Origin of the sequence: Actinophytocola sp. NPDC049390 (assembly GCF_044466355.1) — a bacterium.
Taxonomy (GTDB): Bacteria; Actinomycetota; Actinomycetes; order Mycobacteriales; family Pseudonocardiaceae; genus Actinophytocola.
Map to the genome: position 1 here is coordinate 111,825 of NZ_JBITMQ010000017.1, position 13,699 is coordinate 125,523.

The 13,699-nt window shown below is 70.1% G+C and carries 17 protein-coding genes; 9 read left to right on the top strand and 8 right to left on the bottom strand.

The features are described from left to right. Positions 1-105: 105 nt before the first annotated feature. Together ACIBVP_RS37565 and ACIBVP_RS37570 are read right to left on the bottom strand one after the other, a co-directional pair. Positions 106-471, bottom strand: a complete 366-nt coding sequence (locus ACIBVP_RS37565) for a BlaI/MecI/CopY family transcriptional regulator (RefSeq protein ID WP_396111348.1) — start codon at positions 469-471, stop codon at positions 106-108. Positions 472-545: 74 nt separating this feature from the next. After that, positions 546-1,592: a C40 family peptidase gene (locus tag ACIBVP_RS37570; RefSeq protein WP_396111243.1), complete on the bottom strand. Its 1,047-nt coding sequence runs from the start codon at positions 1,590-1,592 to the stop codon at positions 546-548. A gap of 148 nt (positions 1,593-1,740) precedes the next feature. Here ACIBVP_RS37570 and ACIBVP_RS37575 point away from each other — a divergent pair, with 148 nt between their 5' ends. Genes ACIBVP_RS37575 through ACIBVP_RS37585 form a run of 3 tightly spaced genes read left to right on the top strand, consistent with a single transcriptional unit; the run spans position 1,741 to position 3,988 of the window. Next, complete coding sequence (locus ACIBVP_RS37575; protein ID WP_396111244.1) at positions 1,741-2,022, top strand: metal-sensitive transcriptional regulator; 282 nt, start codon at positions 1,741-1,743, stop codon at positions 2,020-2,022. Next, a complete protein-coding gene (locus ACIBVP_RS37580; protein ID WP_396111245.1) occupies positions 2,019-3,434 on the top strand; it encodes a hypothetical protein in 1,416 nt (471 codons plus the stop codon). Before ACIBVP_RS37575 ends, ACIBVP_RS37580 begins: the two co-directional genes overlap by 4 nt. A 56-nt stretch (positions 3,435-3,490) precedes the next feature. Beyond that, positions 3,491-3,988, top strand: coding sequence for a hypothetical protein (locus ACIBVP_RS37585; RefSeq protein WP_396111246.1), 498 nt, complete (start codon positions 3,491-3,493; stop codon positions 3,986-3,988). A gap of 10 nt (positions 3,989-3,998) precedes the next feature. Here ACIBVP_RS37585 and ACIBVP_RS37590 read toward each other — a convergent pair whose 3' ends face one another. Next, positions 3,999-4,580, bottom strand: a complete 582-nt coding sequence (locus tag ACIBVP_RS37590) for a TetR/AcrR family transcriptional regulator (protein ID WP_396111247.1) — start codon at positions 4,578-4,580, stop codon at positions 3,999-4,001. A gap of 76 nt (positions 4,581-4,656) precedes the next feature. On the opposite strand from ACIBVP_RS37590, the gene ACIBVP_RS37595 reads away from it, so the two are divergent. Genes ACIBVP_RS37595 through ACIBVP_RS37605 form a run of 3 tightly spaced genes read left to right on the top strand, consistent with a single transcriptional unit; the run spans position 4,657 to position 6,652 of the window. Further along, positions 4,657-4,899 carry a hypothetical protein gene (locus ACIBVP_RS37595; protein ID WP_396111248.1) on the top strand — a complete coding sequence of 81 codons (243 nt, stop codon included), beginning with the start codon at positions 4,657-4,659 and terminating at the stop codon, positions 4,897-4,899. Continuing rightward, complete coding sequence (locus ACIBVP_RS37600; protein ID WP_396111249.1) at positions 4,896-6,287, top strand: alpha/beta fold hydrolase; 1,392 nt, start codon at positions 4,896-4,898, stop codon at positions 6,285-6,287. The genes ACIBVP_RS37595 and ACIBVP_RS37600 overlap by 4 nt, the downstream gene beginning before the upstream one ends. A gap of 2 nt (positions 6,288-6,289) precedes the next feature. Beyond that, entirely contained in the window at positions 6,290-6,652 is a 363-nt protein-coding gene (locus ACIBVP_RS37605) for a DUF2218 domain-containing protein (protein ID WP_396111250.1), read from the top strand. A gap of 2 nt (positions 6,653-6,654) precedes the next feature. Here the strand turns inward: ACIBVP_RS37605 and ACIBVP_RS37610 are convergent, their stop codons facing one another. The 5 genes from ACIBVP_RS37610 to ACIBVP_RS37630 form a co-directional block, all read right to left on the bottom strand. Continuing rightward, positions 6,655-7,647, bottom strand: a complete 993-nt coding sequence (locus ACIBVP_RS37610; RefSeq protein WP_396111251.1) for a HoxN/HupN/NixA family nickel/cobalt transporter — start codon at positions 7,645-7,647, stop codon at positions 6,655-6,657. A gap of 88 nt (positions 7,648-7,735) precedes the next feature. Further along, the gene (locus ACIBVP_RS37615; protein ID WP_396111252.1) at positions 7,736-9,238 is read right to left on the bottom strand and encodes a multicopper oxidase family protein; all 1,503 of its coding nucleotides are present in this window, start codon (positions 9,236-9,238) and stop codon (positions 7,736-7,738) included. A 43-nt stretch (positions 9,239-9,281) separates the two neighbouring features. After that, positions 9,282-10,235: a M56 family metallopeptidase gene (locus ACIBVP_RS37620; protein WP_396111253.1), complete on the bottom strand. Its 954-nt coding sequence runs from the start codon at positions 10,233-10,235 to the stop codon at positions 9,282-9,284. 135 nt (positions 10,236-10,370) lie between these two features. Continuing rightward, positions 10,371-10,991, bottom strand: coding sequence for a DUF305 domain-containing protein (locus ACIBVP_RS37625; RefSeq protein ID WP_396111254.1), 621 nt, complete (start codon positions 10,989-10,991; stop codon positions 10,371-10,373). Positions 10,992-11,066: 75 nt separating this feature from the next. Continuing rightward, entirely contained in the window at positions 11,067-11,492 is a 426-nt protein-coding gene (locus ACIBVP_RS37630; protein ID WP_396111255.1) for a hypothetical protein, read from the bottom strand. Between the two features lie 112 nt (positions 11,493-11,604). On the opposite strand from ACIBVP_RS37630, the gene ACIBVP_RS37635 reads away from it, so the two are divergent. The 3 genes from ACIBVP_RS37635 to ccsA are packed head-to-tail and all read left to right on the top strand — an operon-like array spanning position 11,605 to position 13,672. Further along, the gene (locus ACIBVP_RS37635) at positions 11,605-12,282 is read left to right on the top strand and encodes an ATP-binding cassette domain-containing protein (protein ID WP_396111256.1); all 678 of its coding nucleotides are present in this window, start codon (positions 11,605-11,607) and stop codon (positions 12,280-12,282) included. Further along, complete coding sequence (locus ACIBVP_RS37640; protein WP_396111257.1) at positions 12,279-12,947, top strand: heme exporter protein CcmB; 669 nt, start codon at positions 12,279-12,281, stop codon at positions 12,945-12,947. Before ACIBVP_RS37635 ends, ACIBVP_RS37640 begins: the two co-directional genes overlap by 4 nt. Beyond that, positions 12,944-13,672, top strand: a complete 729-nt coding sequence (gene ccsA / locus ACIBVP_RS37645) for a cytochrome c biogenesis protein CcsA (RefSeq protein WP_396111258.1) — start codon at positions 12,944-12,946, stop codon at positions 13,670-13,672. The genes ACIBVP_RS37640 and ccsA overlap by 4 nt, the downstream gene beginning before the upstream one ends. Positions 13,673-13,699: the final 27 nt, after the last annotated feature.

The following is a 13,699-nucleotide window of genomic DNA, read 5'->3' on the forward strand; positions in this document are numbered from 1 at the left end:
CACCCTGGCGACCAGGCTCGGGGTCCTTCCGGAATGGGGCCTCGTCGTACTCGCGGTCGGGGCGGTGGCGGCGACCTTCAGGCGCGCCACCCGGCGGCCGGAGCGTCAGCGTCGCCGGATTCGCTTCTTGCGCAGTTCGTTCCGCAGGAGCTCGGTCTCCTCGTTGGACACGGACGCGATGAAGTGCGCCAGCACGGCGCCGGGATCGGCCGAGGAGTCGAGGACCTCCCGCAGCGCCCGTGCCGAGGCCTCTTCACGGCTGAAGGCCGCTTCGTACGAGTAGGCCTTGCCGTGCAGTTCGCGTTGTACCCACTGCTTGCGGTGCAGCTTGTCCAGCACGGTCATCACGGTGGTGTACGCGAGTTGCTTGCCGGTGTCGAGCCGTTCGAGGACGGCGCGGACCTTCATGGGTTCGGCGTTGTCCCAGAGCACGTTCATCACCGCGGCTTCCAGCTCGCCGAGACCACGCATGGCACCTCCTCGTCGGGAGGTCATGTTACGCAGGGTGAACCGCGATGTGGTGCACCCTGCGTAACGAGCTGCCGTCAGCCGACGATCCGGCGGGCGCCGATCAGGTGGCCGTCGCCTTCCATCGAGCGGACGTCGACGAGCTGGCCCTCGGTCGGTGCGTCGACCATGCGGCCGTCGCCGACATACATGCCGACGTGGTGGATCGCGCCGGGGTTGCCGGTGCCGTCGTCGTAGAACAGCAGGTCGCCGGGCACGAGCGCGTCGAGCGACACCGCCTTGCCCGCTGTCCACTGCTGGCGGCTGGTGCGGGGGATGGTGATGCCGGCCTGCTTGTACGCCCACGAGGTCAGGCCGGAGCAGTCGAACTCGTAGGGCCCGGTGGCGCCCCACTCGTACTCCGAGCCGCGCTTGCTCAACGCGGCCTGCAGTGCGTCGTTGGCCGCGCCGGGCGGGCCGAGGTAGATGCCGTTGTCCTGGACCGTGCCGAGACGGTCGCGGTCCTCAGGGCTCAGCTCGCCCAGGGCCTCGCGCACCTGCTCGATCTGATCGTCCAGGTCGGCCTGCTTCTTCTTGAGCGTGTTGACGGCGTTCTCGGCCGCGGTTGTCGCGTCCTGTGCCCGCTTCTGGGCCTCTGCGGCCGCCGCACGCGCCTTGTCGGCCTTGGTGCGTATGGCGGAGAGCCGGGCGAGGGTGTCCGCGTGGTCCGCGGACAGCACCTCGATGGCCGACATCTTGTCGAGGAACTCGTCCGTCGAGCCGCTGGTGAACACGGCTGACCAGCTCGCGAGGGGACCGTTCTGGTACATGCTGGTGGTCAGCGTGTCAGTCTCGCCGCGGAACGTGTTCTCGGCCTGTACTGCCTCGTTCAGCGTCTTCGTCGCCTTGTCGAGAGCGGCCTTGGCCGCGTCTCGATCTCGCTTCTTGGCGGCGAGGGCGTCCTGTGCTTCGGAGAGGTCCTCCTCGGTCTGTGCGGCCTTGGCGCCGAGTTGCTCGTAACGCTCCATGGGGTCCGTCGCGTCGTCGGCGGGCTGTGCGGTGGCCGCGACATGGGGAAGGGTGACGAGCAGGGCCACGGCGGCGACTGCGGTCCTGGCGGTGGCACGACGGGCACGCGGTCTCACGACTGCTGCAACTCCTGTTGTGGGGAACGGGCTTGGACCGCGGTCACAGTAGGGTAACGGCGTCGAATTGTCTACTATTGCTGATAGTACGATCTTCCGTAATACCTTTGCCCCGGCCCTCGTCGGTCCGGCCACAGTGGAGGACGGCATGCGAGGCGATGTCAGCGACAAGCGGGGTCTCCTGCATCGGCTGCGCCGTGCCGAAGGGCAGGTGCGCGGGATTCAACGGATGGTCGACGAGGACGCCGACTGTGTCGACGTGCTCACGCAGATCTCGTCGGTCGTGAGTGCTCTGGAGGTAGTGGCGGTCGGCCTGATCGGTCAGCACCTCAAGGAATGCGTGGCCGAGGCGGTCGCCTCAGGTGTGGACACGATGGACGCCAAGGTGCGCGAGATGAGCAACGTGGTCGCGCGGCTGGTCAAGTCGTGACCAGAGCGGATTGCGCTGTGCCGCCGGGTGCGGTGTGGACGATCGTCGGCGCGGGAGCCCTCGGATTGGTTGCCACGTACTGGGACGACGGCTGGCACACGGAGATCGGCCGCGACAGCGCTCTGATCCCGCCACACCTTCTCCTCTACGTGTCCGTGGGGCTTGTCGGTGTCGTGCTGGCCGTGTGGCTGCTGACGACGCTGTGGCGGACCCGTTCGGTCCGGTCGGTGTTCGCGACGCCAGGCCTCGCGCTCGCCGTGGCGGCTGGAGTGGTCACTGCGGGCGCCGCGCCAGCGGACGCGGCCTGGCACGCCGCGTTCGGCCGCGACTCCGTGTTGTGGTCGCCACCGCACCTGCTGTCGGTCATCGGCACCGCCGTACTCGTCGTGGCGGTCCTGCTCGGGGCCGCCGCTTCCCGTCCCGCACGCACCGCGCTGGCCGTGCTCCTGCTGGGAGCGGCGGAGGTGGTCGTCCTCGAGTACGAGACCGACGTCCCACAGTTCACCGAGGCGCTGTACCTGCCGGTGCTCCTCGCTGTCGCCCTCGGGGTGGCGCGGGTCGTCCGCACGCTCGTGGCCGACTCGGTCGTCGTGGCCTGGACCGTGCTCGGCTACCTCGTGTTCCGGCTTGGCATCTTCGTGGGCTTCATGATCGGGGGGTGGGTCACGCCCGACGTCCCGATCGCGTTGCTCGGCCTGCTCCTGCTGGAGGCCCCTGCGAAATGGGGCCGTGCTCGCTGGCCTCTGGCCGGTCTCGCGATCGTCGTGCTCCAGGTGGTGGCGTCCGCCACCGGGATCAGCGCGGTGGCGACCGGGCCCACCTTGGTGGCTGCCGCGATCGTCGCCCCGGTGCTGGCCGTGGTCCTGATCGCGGTGATGAACGGCCGCCTCGTGTCCGGCGCTGTCGTCCTGGCGTTGTTCCTGGCGGCGTCTTGGCCGGCGCCGCCTGCTCGGGCGCACGACCCGGGACAGGGTGAGGAACTGGCGACCGCACGGTTCACCGTGTCCGGAGACGGCGCGGGTGGGGTGTCCGTGCGTGTCGACGACGTGAACGACGCCCAGGGGCGCGAATGGGCCCCGGGGGCGCTGGTGGCACGGCGTGCGGGCCGGGTCGTCGTCGCACCGTTGGCGGGCCGGTCCGCTTTCGACGGCGCCATCGACCTGCCCTCGTCCGGGTTGTGGTTCGTCTACGCGGAACTTCGCGCCGGTGGTACGACGGCGGAGGTGTGGCTGCCGGTGCGGCAGAACGAGTCGGGCACCTTCACCGCTCGCCGCTCTGTCTACCTGCCTGCCGGTGCCGGAGGGCGGTCCCTCGGCGAGTTCCTCGCCGGTACCGCGCTGCTCGTGGTCGGCGCGGGTCTCACCGGATGGGCGGGAGCCGCGGTCCGGCGTCGCCGTTCGCCCGGGCGATAGTTACTATGTTCGATAGTAGGTCTCGATGGCCTCGGCCTCATGAGCAGGGAGACGGCATGACGCGCGCGGACTCGATCACGCAACCGGACGACGTCGTGGTCGACTCGCGGGCGGAATCTGTCCCGACGTGGCGATGGGGGCGCGGGCTGGCGGCGGCGGTGCTGAGCGCGTTGGTCGTGGGTGTCCCGACCGACGTCATCGACACGGCGTGGTTCACCAGGATGACGCCGGTGCGCTGGTGGGAGTACCCGGTGCTCGTACTCACCGCGGTCCTCACCGGCCTGTGGTTCGCGATCGTGCGGTCCGGTACCGATGAACGAGGGCGAGCCGGCGTGTTCGGCACGTCGTTGCTGTCGACGCTCGCCGTCGGCTGCCCGGTGTGCAACAAGGTCGTCATCGGACTGCTCGGGGTGTCCGGTGCCCTCGGGGTGTGGGCGCCGATCCAGCCGGTGCTCGCGGTCGCCGCCGTGGGCGCACTGGGTGTGGCCGTGTTCGTGCGCTGGCGCCGCAGAGCGTGCACAACCGACGCCTGCGCGCCGGGCGAACAGAGCTGACCCGGCAGAATCACGCCGTCGGCCGCAGCCCGGTGACGGTGAGCGCGACAAGCCGCTCGACCGCGGCGTGGGTCGGCAGGTCGGCGGCCGCGGCGAGGGCGTGCAGACAGTAGGTGGCGAGTTCGTCGGGTGCGGTGTCGTCGCGTACGTGGCCGGTGGTGGCGGCCTCCGCGAGCACGTCGCGGACGAGGCCGTGCAGCTGTCGCCGTGGCTCGGCCACCTGCTCGTCGCGGTGGACGAGTGCGCTGAACTCGGCGCCGAACCCGTGCCGGGACATCCCGTGCACGATCCGTGCGTAGGCCGCCAGCACGGCGTCAAGCCGGGCGCCGGGGTCGGTGGTCTGTTCGCGAATGGCGGCCAGCTGTTCGAGGTGTGCGGTGACGTGGCGGCCGTGCCAGGCGACCAGGATCGCGTCGACGTCGGGGAAGTACTTGTACAGGGTCGCGCGCCCGATGCCGGTCTCCTCGGCGATGCGCGACATCGTCGCCGACCGCAGGCCCTCCTCGGCGACCAGCTTCATGGTCGTCTCCAGGATCGCGTCCCGCACGTCGCGGCGGTGCGCCTCGATCGTCTCGTTCCACAGCCTGGGCACACGCCAACTGTACAAGGCGACCGAGTTGTAGACACTGTGTCTTGATAAAGACAGAGTGTTTTGCAAAACTCCCGGCATGACAGATTCGAGGCACGAGCCTCCGCATGCGGCGGGACATCTACCGCGACGGCACCTGGGGCGCAGGTCGTGGGCTCTCATCATCGCCGTCAAGGTCGCGATCATCGTCGCCGTCCTCGCGTTGCCGTCCTGGTTGGCGGTTTCCCTGGGAGCCGCGCACGGGGTGGCCCTGGTGCTGGTCGCTGTGGCAGCGGTCGTCCTGCTGGCGGTCGGTGCGATCCGGCGCCGGAGCCGGCGATGAGCGTTCTGGACGTCCCTGGCGGGCACCTGTACTACGAGACGCACGGCGACGGCCCGCTGCTGGTCCTGATCCCCGGCGCGGGCGGGGCGGCCGACGTCTTCCGGATGTTGACGAAGCACCTGACGGACCGCTACCGCGTGGTCATCTACGACCGTCGGGGCTTCTCCCGGAGCACCCTCGACGGCCCGCAGGACTACGAGCACCGCCTCGAGACGGACGCCGACGACGTGCACCGGTTGATCGCCCACCTGAGCGATGAGCCCGCGGTCGTCGTCGGCACCAGTTCCGGCGCGATCGTCGCCCTCGCCCTGCTGAGCCGGCACCCCGGCGCGGTGCGCACACTCGTCCCGTTCGAGCCGCCCCTCATGAGGTACCTGCCGGGCGGGCAGACGTGGCTGGACTTCTTCGCCGAAGCGTACGACCGGTATCGCGAGTCCGGCGTGGACAAGGCAGTGGCGATGTTCCGGGAGCGCACCTTCCCGGTAACGGACCAGCAGGCCATGGCACGTGCGCCGCGCAACGACGCCAATGCCGCCTACTGGTTCGAACACGAACTGCGGCAGTACCCGGCCGCCGAGCTCGACGTCCAGATCGTGAGGGACCACGCCGACCGCATCGTCCTCGCGATGGGCCGGGAGGGGAACGGATATCCCGCACACGACGTGGTCGCCGAGCTGGGCACACTGCTCGGCGCGGACGTGATCGAGCTGCCGGGCGGCCACGTCGGCTGTGTCTCCCACTCGGCCGAGTTCGCCCGCGAGCTGGTCGACGCGCTCGAAAGCCCTCGTGATCCCGGGAGGATGAGTGCACGCGACTGGGACGACTCCTACGCTGACCGGCCGCACTGGGACCTCGGCCGCCCACAGCCCACGTTCCAGGCGCTCGCCGACGCCGGACTCTTCCGGGGCCGCGTGCTCGATGTCGGCTGCGGTACCGGTGAACACGTACTGCTCTGCGCCGCTCTCGGACTCGACGCCACCGGAATCGACATCGCCGCCGCACCGCTACGGATCGCCGAACACAAGGCCATGGAGCGCGGCCTCACCGCACGGTTCCTGCGGTACGACGTCCGGAAGCTGGCCGACCTCGGAGAGTCGTTCGACACCGTGCTCGACTGCGGCCTGTTCCACGTCTTCGGCGACGAGGACCGCGCGGCCTACATCGACGCCGTTAGATCCGTCGTCGTTGCGGGCGGCCGGTTCTTTCTGCTGTGCTTCAGCGACCGGGAGCCCGGCGACCAGGGCCCACGGCGCCTTACCCGCGACCACCTCACTGCCGCCTTCGCCGACGGTTGGCGAGTCGACGCGATCGAACGCACCACACTGGACAGTCCGACCAGGGCAGAAGGCATCCACGCCTGGTCGGTCGCCCTCACCCGGGAGAAATGACCATGCTCACCACGGAGTCCCGCATCGAGACCGCGAACGCGAACGGCCTTCTCGCCCATCTTTGCCAGCACGCGACCAAGATGGGTCAACACCTGCGGCACGGCCACATGCGCGGCGCGCACACACGGCCGGACGTGCTCGGCGTCGAACTCTCCGACACACACGGCACGCTCGACCTGAGCTGGGGCCGATGCGTCCTGGAGGCCGACCAGGACGGCCTGACCGTGCGCATCGAAGCCGGCACCGAGGAACACCTGCGTGGCGTACAAGACATCATCACGGCCGACCTCGAACGGTTCGGCCACCGCGAGAACCTGACAGTGACCTGGTCGCCGCCCGCCGTTCACGCCGACGAGGCAGGCTGACGTCACGAGGTGTCAGCGGTCGGCCTCGTCCACCGCTCCTCGATGCGGCCGAGCCGCCATACCGCGAGCGCGATGAGCCACGTGACCACGAAGACGATCGCGACGACGTACCCGATGCCACCGAGGTCGATCGCGGCGATCCAGGAGAGCGGGCCGGACGTGATCCCGATCTCGGTCGCGAGCAGGCCCAGCAGTTCGATGAGGCCGATCACCAGCGCGACCGCGACCGACAGCGCGGTGATCGTCAGGTTGTAGAACACCTTGCGGACCGGCCGGAGGAACGCCCAGCGGTAGGCGGCGGACATGAACATCCCGTCCGCCGCGTCGAACAGGCTCATTCCGGCGGCGAACAGGATCGGCAACGTGAGGAGCGCGTACCAGGGCAGTGCGTACGCCGCGGCGCCGCCAGCCAGTACCAGCAACGAGATCTCGGTGGCGGTGTCGAACCCGAGACCGAACAGCAGGCCGACGGGGTACATGTGCCACGGCCGCGTCACCGCACGCATGACCCGCCCCAGGATGCGGGCCAGCAGTCCTCGGCTGTTCAGCTCGCGCTCCAGTTCCGCCTTGTCGAGCTCCGTGGTGCGCATGCGGCGGAACAACCGGATGATCCCCACGAGCGCGCCGAGGTTGAGCAGCCCGATGAGGATGAGGAACACCCCGGAGACCAGGGTGCCGATCAGGCCGGTCGCCTGCTGCAATCGCGAGGAGTCGTTGGTGACCTGGCCGGCGAGACCCCGAATCCCGAGTCCGATCAGGACGCACAGGATGAACACGACGGTCGAGTGGCCGAGCGCGAACCACAGCCCCACCGAGCGGGCCGGTTTGTCCTCGCCGACCAGTTTTCGTGTGGTGTTGTCGATGGCCGCGATGTGGTCGGCGTCGAACGCGTGCCGGGCCCCGAGCAGGTACGCGGTGACGCCGAGACCGGCGCCGAACGTGCCGGCCGTCCCAGGCTGTAGCCGTGCGGTGCGATGAGCAGCAGCAGGCCCCATCCGACGAGGTGCAGCACCAGGACGGACAGCGCGATCCCGGCCACGGGCACCCAGCCGCGTCCTGTGGTTGTCATACCAGCGCGTGTACCTATTCCTCGTAGGAGACAACAGTCATCATGCCCGCCTCTCCGTGGTACACGTTGTGGCAGTGGGTGAGCCACTGGCCGGGGTTGTCGGCGTCGAAGTCCACGTCTACCGCGGTGCCGGGGAGCACGAGCACGGTGTCCTTGCGCGCACCCCGTCGGCCCGCCACCTGGAACGTGTGGCCGTGCAGGTGCATCGGGTGGAACATCTGCGACTTGTTCTCGAAGCGCAGCCGCACCCGTTGTCCCTGCCGGACAGGCAGGCCGTCCTCCGGGTTGTAGGCCTTGCCGTTGATGGTCCAGTCGTACTTCTCCCCAGGGCCTTCGAGCACCAGCCTGTGCATGACGTCCGGAGTCCTGTCCGGTAGCCGGACCGGCTCCGCGGCCTCGACGTCACCGACCGTCAGAGCAGACAGGTTCGCCAGTTGCTTCGCCGCCGGACCGCTCGCCGCAGCGGCGACCGGGCGTCCGCTCTGGATGATCACCTGCGCGTAGCTGTCCCGGCCCTCGGCCAGCGCGAGCAGCGGGACGGTCGTGTTCGGCACGGTGATGATCGCGTCGACCCGCTCGCCCATGCCCAGCAGCACCGTGTCCGCCATGCGCGGGACGACCGGGAAGCCGTCGGTGTGCGTGACCGTCATCCGCACCCCGGGCACACCGACCCGGAACGCCGTGTCCGCGCCCGCGTTGATCAACCGCAACCGCACGCGCTGGCCGGGTTTCGCCGCGAACGTACGAGGCGCTGCGGCGGTCCGGCCGTTGGCCAGCATGTGTTTGTAGGTCACGTCCCCGACATCGCCGCCGAGCAGTTCGGACTTCGGCATGCCGCCCATTCCCGGCATGCCTTCATGGCCCATCGGCATTCCGTTCGTGCGCAGGTCGGCGAGCACGGCATCGGGATCGCGGCCGAGCCCGTCCAGCCAGTCGTCCAGCACTACCACGAGTTCGGTGTCGTAGTCGTAGCCGTCGTCCGGGTCCTCGACGATGAGCGGTGCGTACAGGCCGGTGTCCAGTTGTGTGCCGACGTGCGGGTGGAACCAGTAGGTGCCCGCGTCGGGTACCGCGAACTCGTAGGTGAAACGGCCGCCGCCCTCGACCTCGGTCTGGGTGACGACCGGCACGCCGTCCATGTCGTTGCGCAGCGCGACGCCATGCCAGTGGATGGTCGTCGGCCGCCGCAACGCGTTCGTCAGTTCTGCCTTGAGCACGTCGCCGCGTTTGACCCGGATCTCCTTGCCGGGCAGCTCACCGCCGTAGGTCCACGTGATCACCTGCGTGCCGCCGAGGTCGACGGCATGCTCGGTCGCTTCCAGCTTCACCGCAGTCGTGCGCACATTCGCACCGCGCCGTGCCCGCTCCGCCGCGGCCACCTGCGGCGATCGCGGCCCGATTCGCACCGGTGCGGCGGGCCGCTCGGTGGTGCTGCACGCGCTGAGGCCCGCCGCTGTCGCTCCGGCGCTCAACGCCAGGAACCCGCGACGGCTGATGACCCGGTGTTCTGCTCGCACAGAACTACTATATGCGATAGTAGATGTGGTTGTCGTGTGGCGTTCAGCCGAGCAGTGGGCACGTGACGAGCGCGACGCCGAGCAGAAGGCCCGCGGCGGTGAGGAACGGCAACGCGGTGGCGGTGATCCCGGTCAGTCCACAGGAGACGGCCCGGCGCATGCCGCGCGGTGGCGGTGTGCCGTGCCGGAGCCGGGCGAGACGCAGCTCCACGGCGTCCTGCGCCATCGCGAGTGCCGTGTCCGGCATGCCGTGCCCGGTGACCTTCAGCAGTGCGGACCGGACGGCGGCCGGCCCGCACGCCCGCACGGCCGTGACGTCGGCCGCCAGTTCCACGAGATCGCGGATGGCGTGTGGCGCGGCGCGGAACAGCGGCACGAACGGCAGCGCGGTGCGCAGCGCGTCGGCCGTCGCGACCAGCAGGTGGTGACGGCCGGCCAGGTGTGCGCGTTCATGGGCCATCACCGCGGCGACCGCGTCGGGTGCGAGGTGCCGGGTGAGTCCCTCGGTCGCGACCACGACACCCGGCCGGCCGGACATGCTGAACGCGAGTGGGCGTTCATGGGCCAGCCAGAGGACGTCGGTGGCCGCGGAGGTCGGCCGCGCGACCATGCGCAGCACTGACAGGTTCTCCTGTCGTCGTCGTGTCCGCCGCCGGACGCCGCGCACCGACACCACCAGCAGCCGCGCTGCGAAGGCGACGAGCAACGCCACGCCGATCGCGCCCGCGGCCTCCTCGACGCGCGGTGGCGATCCGTGCTGGATCGCCGACCAGCACTGGTGGAGGGCGGCGAGCAATGGCGCGCCGGGGCCGTGCCCGGGCAGCAGCAACAGCAGTACCCCGGCCGCGGCGGCCAGGAGTACGCCCCCGATCGACACGAACCAGGCGACGATCAGCAGGACCGGGTCGCGGCGCCGGAGATCCACCCGGTGGAGGAGGTTGGGGACGAACCAGCCTGCGGTGAACGCGCCGGCCAGCAATGCCAGTGCGACGGTCATCTGTGCCGATCCTGTTCACGTGCGGGACGAAGGGTGCGGGACGAAGTCTTCACAGCGGGCTCCCAGGTCGGTGAGAGTGGGATGCGGGGTGGGTCCCCGCGCGGGAGCAGCTCCCCGCACGGGGACCCGGACGCCTTACAGCGACAGGCCCTGCATCTCCTTGATCTCCGCCTCCTGGGCGTCGATGATCTTCTGGGCGAGGTCCTTCGCCTCCGCGTTGCTGCCCTGCTCCAGCTCCGTCTTCGCCATGTCGACGGCGCCCTGGTGGTGCTTGATCATCATCTGCACCCACATGCGGTCGAACTCGGCGCCCGTGGCTCCCTCGAGCTGCTGCATCTCCTGGTCGGTCATCATGCCCTCGCCGGACATGTCACCGTGGTCCATGCCCGGCATGTCCGACTCGCCCGTCATGGTCGGTTCGGTCGGGGCACCCCACTTCTCGAGCATGTCGGTCAGTTGCTCGATCTCGGGATCCTGCGCGGCCTGGATCCGGCTGGCGAGGTCCTTCACTTCGGCGCTGGATGCCTTCTCGGCGGCCATCTTGGCCATGTCGATCGCCTGCTGGTGGTGGGGGATCATGCCCTGCGCGAAGGTGATGTCCTGGTCGTTGTGCTCGACCTGGTCGGCGCTGCCGGTGCTCTCCGCGGACGTGGACGTCTCGTCCATCTCGTGCGAGGCGCCGGTGTCGCTGCTGCTGCAGCCGACGACCAGTGCGGCGATCGCGGCCGCGCCGATACCCAACAGGTACTTCCTCATGACTCTCGTCCTCTTCATCTGTGCTGCCTACGGGAAATCTCAATGCGTGACTAAGCGAACACGCACTGTGATGGCCTATAGGCGCAACACGCACACCGAGGCGAGAAGGGATCTCCCGGCGACGCGCGGGGCTCGCGGGAACGACGGCCGCTGGTTGCCTGTGGCCGCTCGGGCCGCGCTCACGGTGGCGAGCAGCCAGGTCGCCAGAAGGAAGACCGCGGCCGCGCACAGGACAACGAGGCACAGGTGCAGCAGGTCGTGCCCCATGCCGGTCCCGGAATCGTCGGAGGGCTGCGCGGCCGGGTTCATGCTCGCCATGGCCGGGGCCGTCGTCGCCGGGGCCATGGCCGCGGTCGCCATCGTCGCCATCGGCTCGGCGGTCATGGCCGCATGGCCCGTCTCGTGTGGCGGCAGCGCGACGTGGTGCATGCCGAGCACGGACAGCGTCAGCGCGCACAGCAGCAGAATCTGCCGCGCTCGAGAGGCCGTGCCCGATCGCATGCCGCCCACGGTAGCGGAATGAGTCCTCGGCCACCCGCCGCCCGACCCCGGTGGGTGACATGCGCTGTCGTTGCCTAGCCTACTATCGCAAATAGTAGGAGAGGAGGTGCGTGTGCTCAGCCCACCGTACGGCGGCGAGGTCGTGACCCTCGTCGGGATCGCCGCCGACGTCGAGCGCGTTCCGGTGCTGCGCGGGCTTGACCTCCACGTCGGCGCGGGTGAGTCCGTGGGGCTCACAGGTGCCAACGGCGCCGGAAAGAGCACCCTGTTGCGCGTCGTGGGGACACTGCTCCCGCCGGCTGGCGGGGAGGGCAGGGTGCTGGGCGCGACGCTGGGGACCGACGAGTGCCGCGCGGTGCGGCCCCGGATCTCGCTCGTCGGCCACACACCCGCGTTGTACTCGCGCCTCACCCTCCTGGAGAACCTGTCTTTCGTGGCCCGTCTCGTCGGCAGGACGGAACGGGAGGCTGCCGAGGCGCTGGACGCGGTCGGGCTGGCACGCGCCGCCGACCGCCGAGCCGAGGCGTGCTCGCAGGGCATGTGCCGCCGTGCCGAGCTGGCGCGGGTGTTGCTCACCGAGCCGGCGCTCCTGCTCCTGGACGAGGCCCACGCCGGGCTGGACGCGGAGTCCGCCGAGCTGGTCGAGGTGGTCGTCGAGCGGGTGTGTCACCGTGGCGGCGCGTGCCTCGTGGTTTCGCACGACCAGCCGAGACTGGCGGCCGCCGTGGACCGCGTCGTGGCGCTGACCGGCGGCGCGCTCGCCGAGCCCCGGACCGGGACGCCGGTATGACCGGTCCGGTCCGGCACAGCCTCCAACTCGCGCGCAAGGACCTGCGGCTGGAACTGCGTGCGGGTGAGGCGTTGCTGGTCACCGCTCCGTTCGGGGCCGTCGCCCTGGTGTTCGTGCCGCTCGCCGTCGGCACTGACGTGCCCCTGCTGCGCACGGTCGGGCCCGGCATGTTCTGGGTCGTCGTGCTGCTGTTCGGGGTGCTCGTCACCGTGCGGCAGAGCGCCGTCGACGGTCCCGCGCAGCTCGCGCTGCTCCGGCTGTGCGGAGTCCACCCGGCGGCCCGGCTCGCCGGGCGGGCCCTCGCGAACGCCGTGCTGCTCTGCCTGTTCCAGACCCTGTTGGTGCCGGTCGCGGTCGTGCTGTACGACCCGGACCTGACCGGGTGGCGATGGCTCCTACCAGTGATACCGCTCGTCGCCGTCGGGCTGGCGTTACTCGGCGCCCTCACCGACGAACTAGCCCGCGGCCTCGCCGGACGCACGACGCTCGGCCCGCTGCTCGCCGTGCCCGTCGCGCTGCCCATCCTGCTCTGCGCGACGCAGACGCTCGAACTTGCCCGCTACGGCAGGGCGCCGTGGCCGTGGCTCCTGCTCCTCCTCACGGTCGACCTGCTGACCGCACTCGCCGTGGGGCTCGTCGCACGACACCTCGAGGAGTCCGCATGAGACTGTTCGGTACACGGCTGCCGAACGCCGTGGCCGTGGTCGCCGCGGCCGGGCTGGTGGCCGCGGTGCTCGCGCCGCCGGACCGGATCCAGGGCGACCTGCAGCGCCTGATGTACCTGCACGTCCCCGCGGCGTGGGTGGCCTACCTGAGCTTCGCCGTCACACTGGGTGGCAGCGTGGCCTGGCTGTGGCGGCGCGAGCCCCGCTTCGACCGCGTCGCCGCGGCGAGTGCCGAGGTCGGGGTGTTCTTCACGGGCCTGGCGATCGCGCTCGGCTCGGTGTGGGGCAAGCCGACCTGGGGCGTGTGGTGGACGTGGGATCCCCGGCTGGTCACCACCGCGCTGATGTTCTTCGTCTACCTGGGCTATCTCGCGTTGCGACGCGCCGTTTCCGACCGGGTGTCGCGGGCCAGGCGCTCGGCCGTGTTCGGCGTGGTCGCGTTCGTCCAGGTGCCGGTCGTGCACCTGTCGGTGGTCTGGTGGCGGGCGTTGCACCAGCCGGCGACGGTGCTCAGGCCGGGTGATCCGAGCATCGACCACACGATGCTCGCGGCGCTGCTGGTCAACGTGCTCGCGTTCACGTTGCTGTACCTGCTCCTGATGCGCGCCAGGGTGCGCCTGGCGGTCGCCGAGGAGGAACAGGAGGCCCGGCAGGCCGACGGCACGGAACTGGCCGGGAGCGCGGTCGAGGCCCCTCGTCTGGAGAGGACTGCCACGGATGTCTGAGTGGGCTTGGGTGGCGCTGGGTTACGG

What these genes read in the sequence shown, in the direction of transcription:
- ACIBVP_RS37565 (WP_396111348.1), bottom strand. Translation starts at nt 471, where the DNA reads ATGCGTGGTCTCGGCGAGCTGGAAGCCGCGGTGATGAACGTGCTCTGG.
- ACIBVP_RS37575 (WP_396111244.1), top strand. Translation starts at nt 1,741, where the DNA reads ATGCGAGGCGATGTCAGCGACAAGCGGGGTCTCCTGCATCGGCTGCGC.
- ACIBVP_RS37585 (WP_396111246.1), top strand. Translation starts at nt 3,491, where the DNA reads ATGACGCGCGCGGACTCGATCACGCAACCGGACGACGTCGTGGTCGAC.
- ACIBVP_RS37595 (WP_396111248.1), top strand. Translation starts at nt 4,657, where the DNA reads ATGACAGATTCGAGGCACGAGCCTCCGCATGCGGCGGGACATCTACCG.
- ACIBVP_RS37600 (WP_396111249.1), top strand. Translation starts at nt 4,896, where the DNA reads ATGAGCGTTCTGGACGTCCCTGGCGGGCACCTGTACTACGAGACGCAC.
- ACIBVP_RS37605 (WP_396111250.1), top strand. Translation starts at nt 6,290, where the DNA reads ATGCTCACCACGGAGTCCCGCATCGAGACCGCGAACGCGAACGGCCTT.
- ACIBVP_RS37610 (WP_396111251.1), bottom strand. Translation starts at nt 7,647, where the DNA reads ATGGGGCCTGCTGCTGCTCATCGCACCGCACGGCTACAGCCTGGGACG.
- ACIBVP_RS37620 (WP_396111253.1), bottom strand. Translation starts at nt 10,235, where the DNA reads ATGACCGTCGCACTGGCATTGCTGGCCGGCGCGTTCACCGCAGGCTGG.
- ACIBVP_RS37625 (WP_396111254.1), bottom strand. Translation starts at nt 10,991, where the DNA reads ATGAGGAAGTACCTGTTGGGTATCGGCGCGGCCGCGATCGCCGCACTG.
- ACIBVP_RS37630 (WP_396111255.1), bottom strand. Translation starts at nt 11,492, where the DNA reads ATGCGATCGGGCACGGCCTCTCGAGCGCGGCAGATTCTGCTGCTGTGC.
- ACIBVP_RS37640 (WP_396111257.1), top strand. Translation starts at nt 12,279, where the DNA reads ATGACCGGTCCGGTCCGGCACAGCCTCCAACTCGCGCGCAAGGACCTG.
- ccsA (WP_396111258.1), top strand. Translation starts at nt 12,944, where the DNA reads ATGAGACTGTTCGGTACACGGCTGCCGAACGCCGTGGCCGTGGTCGCC.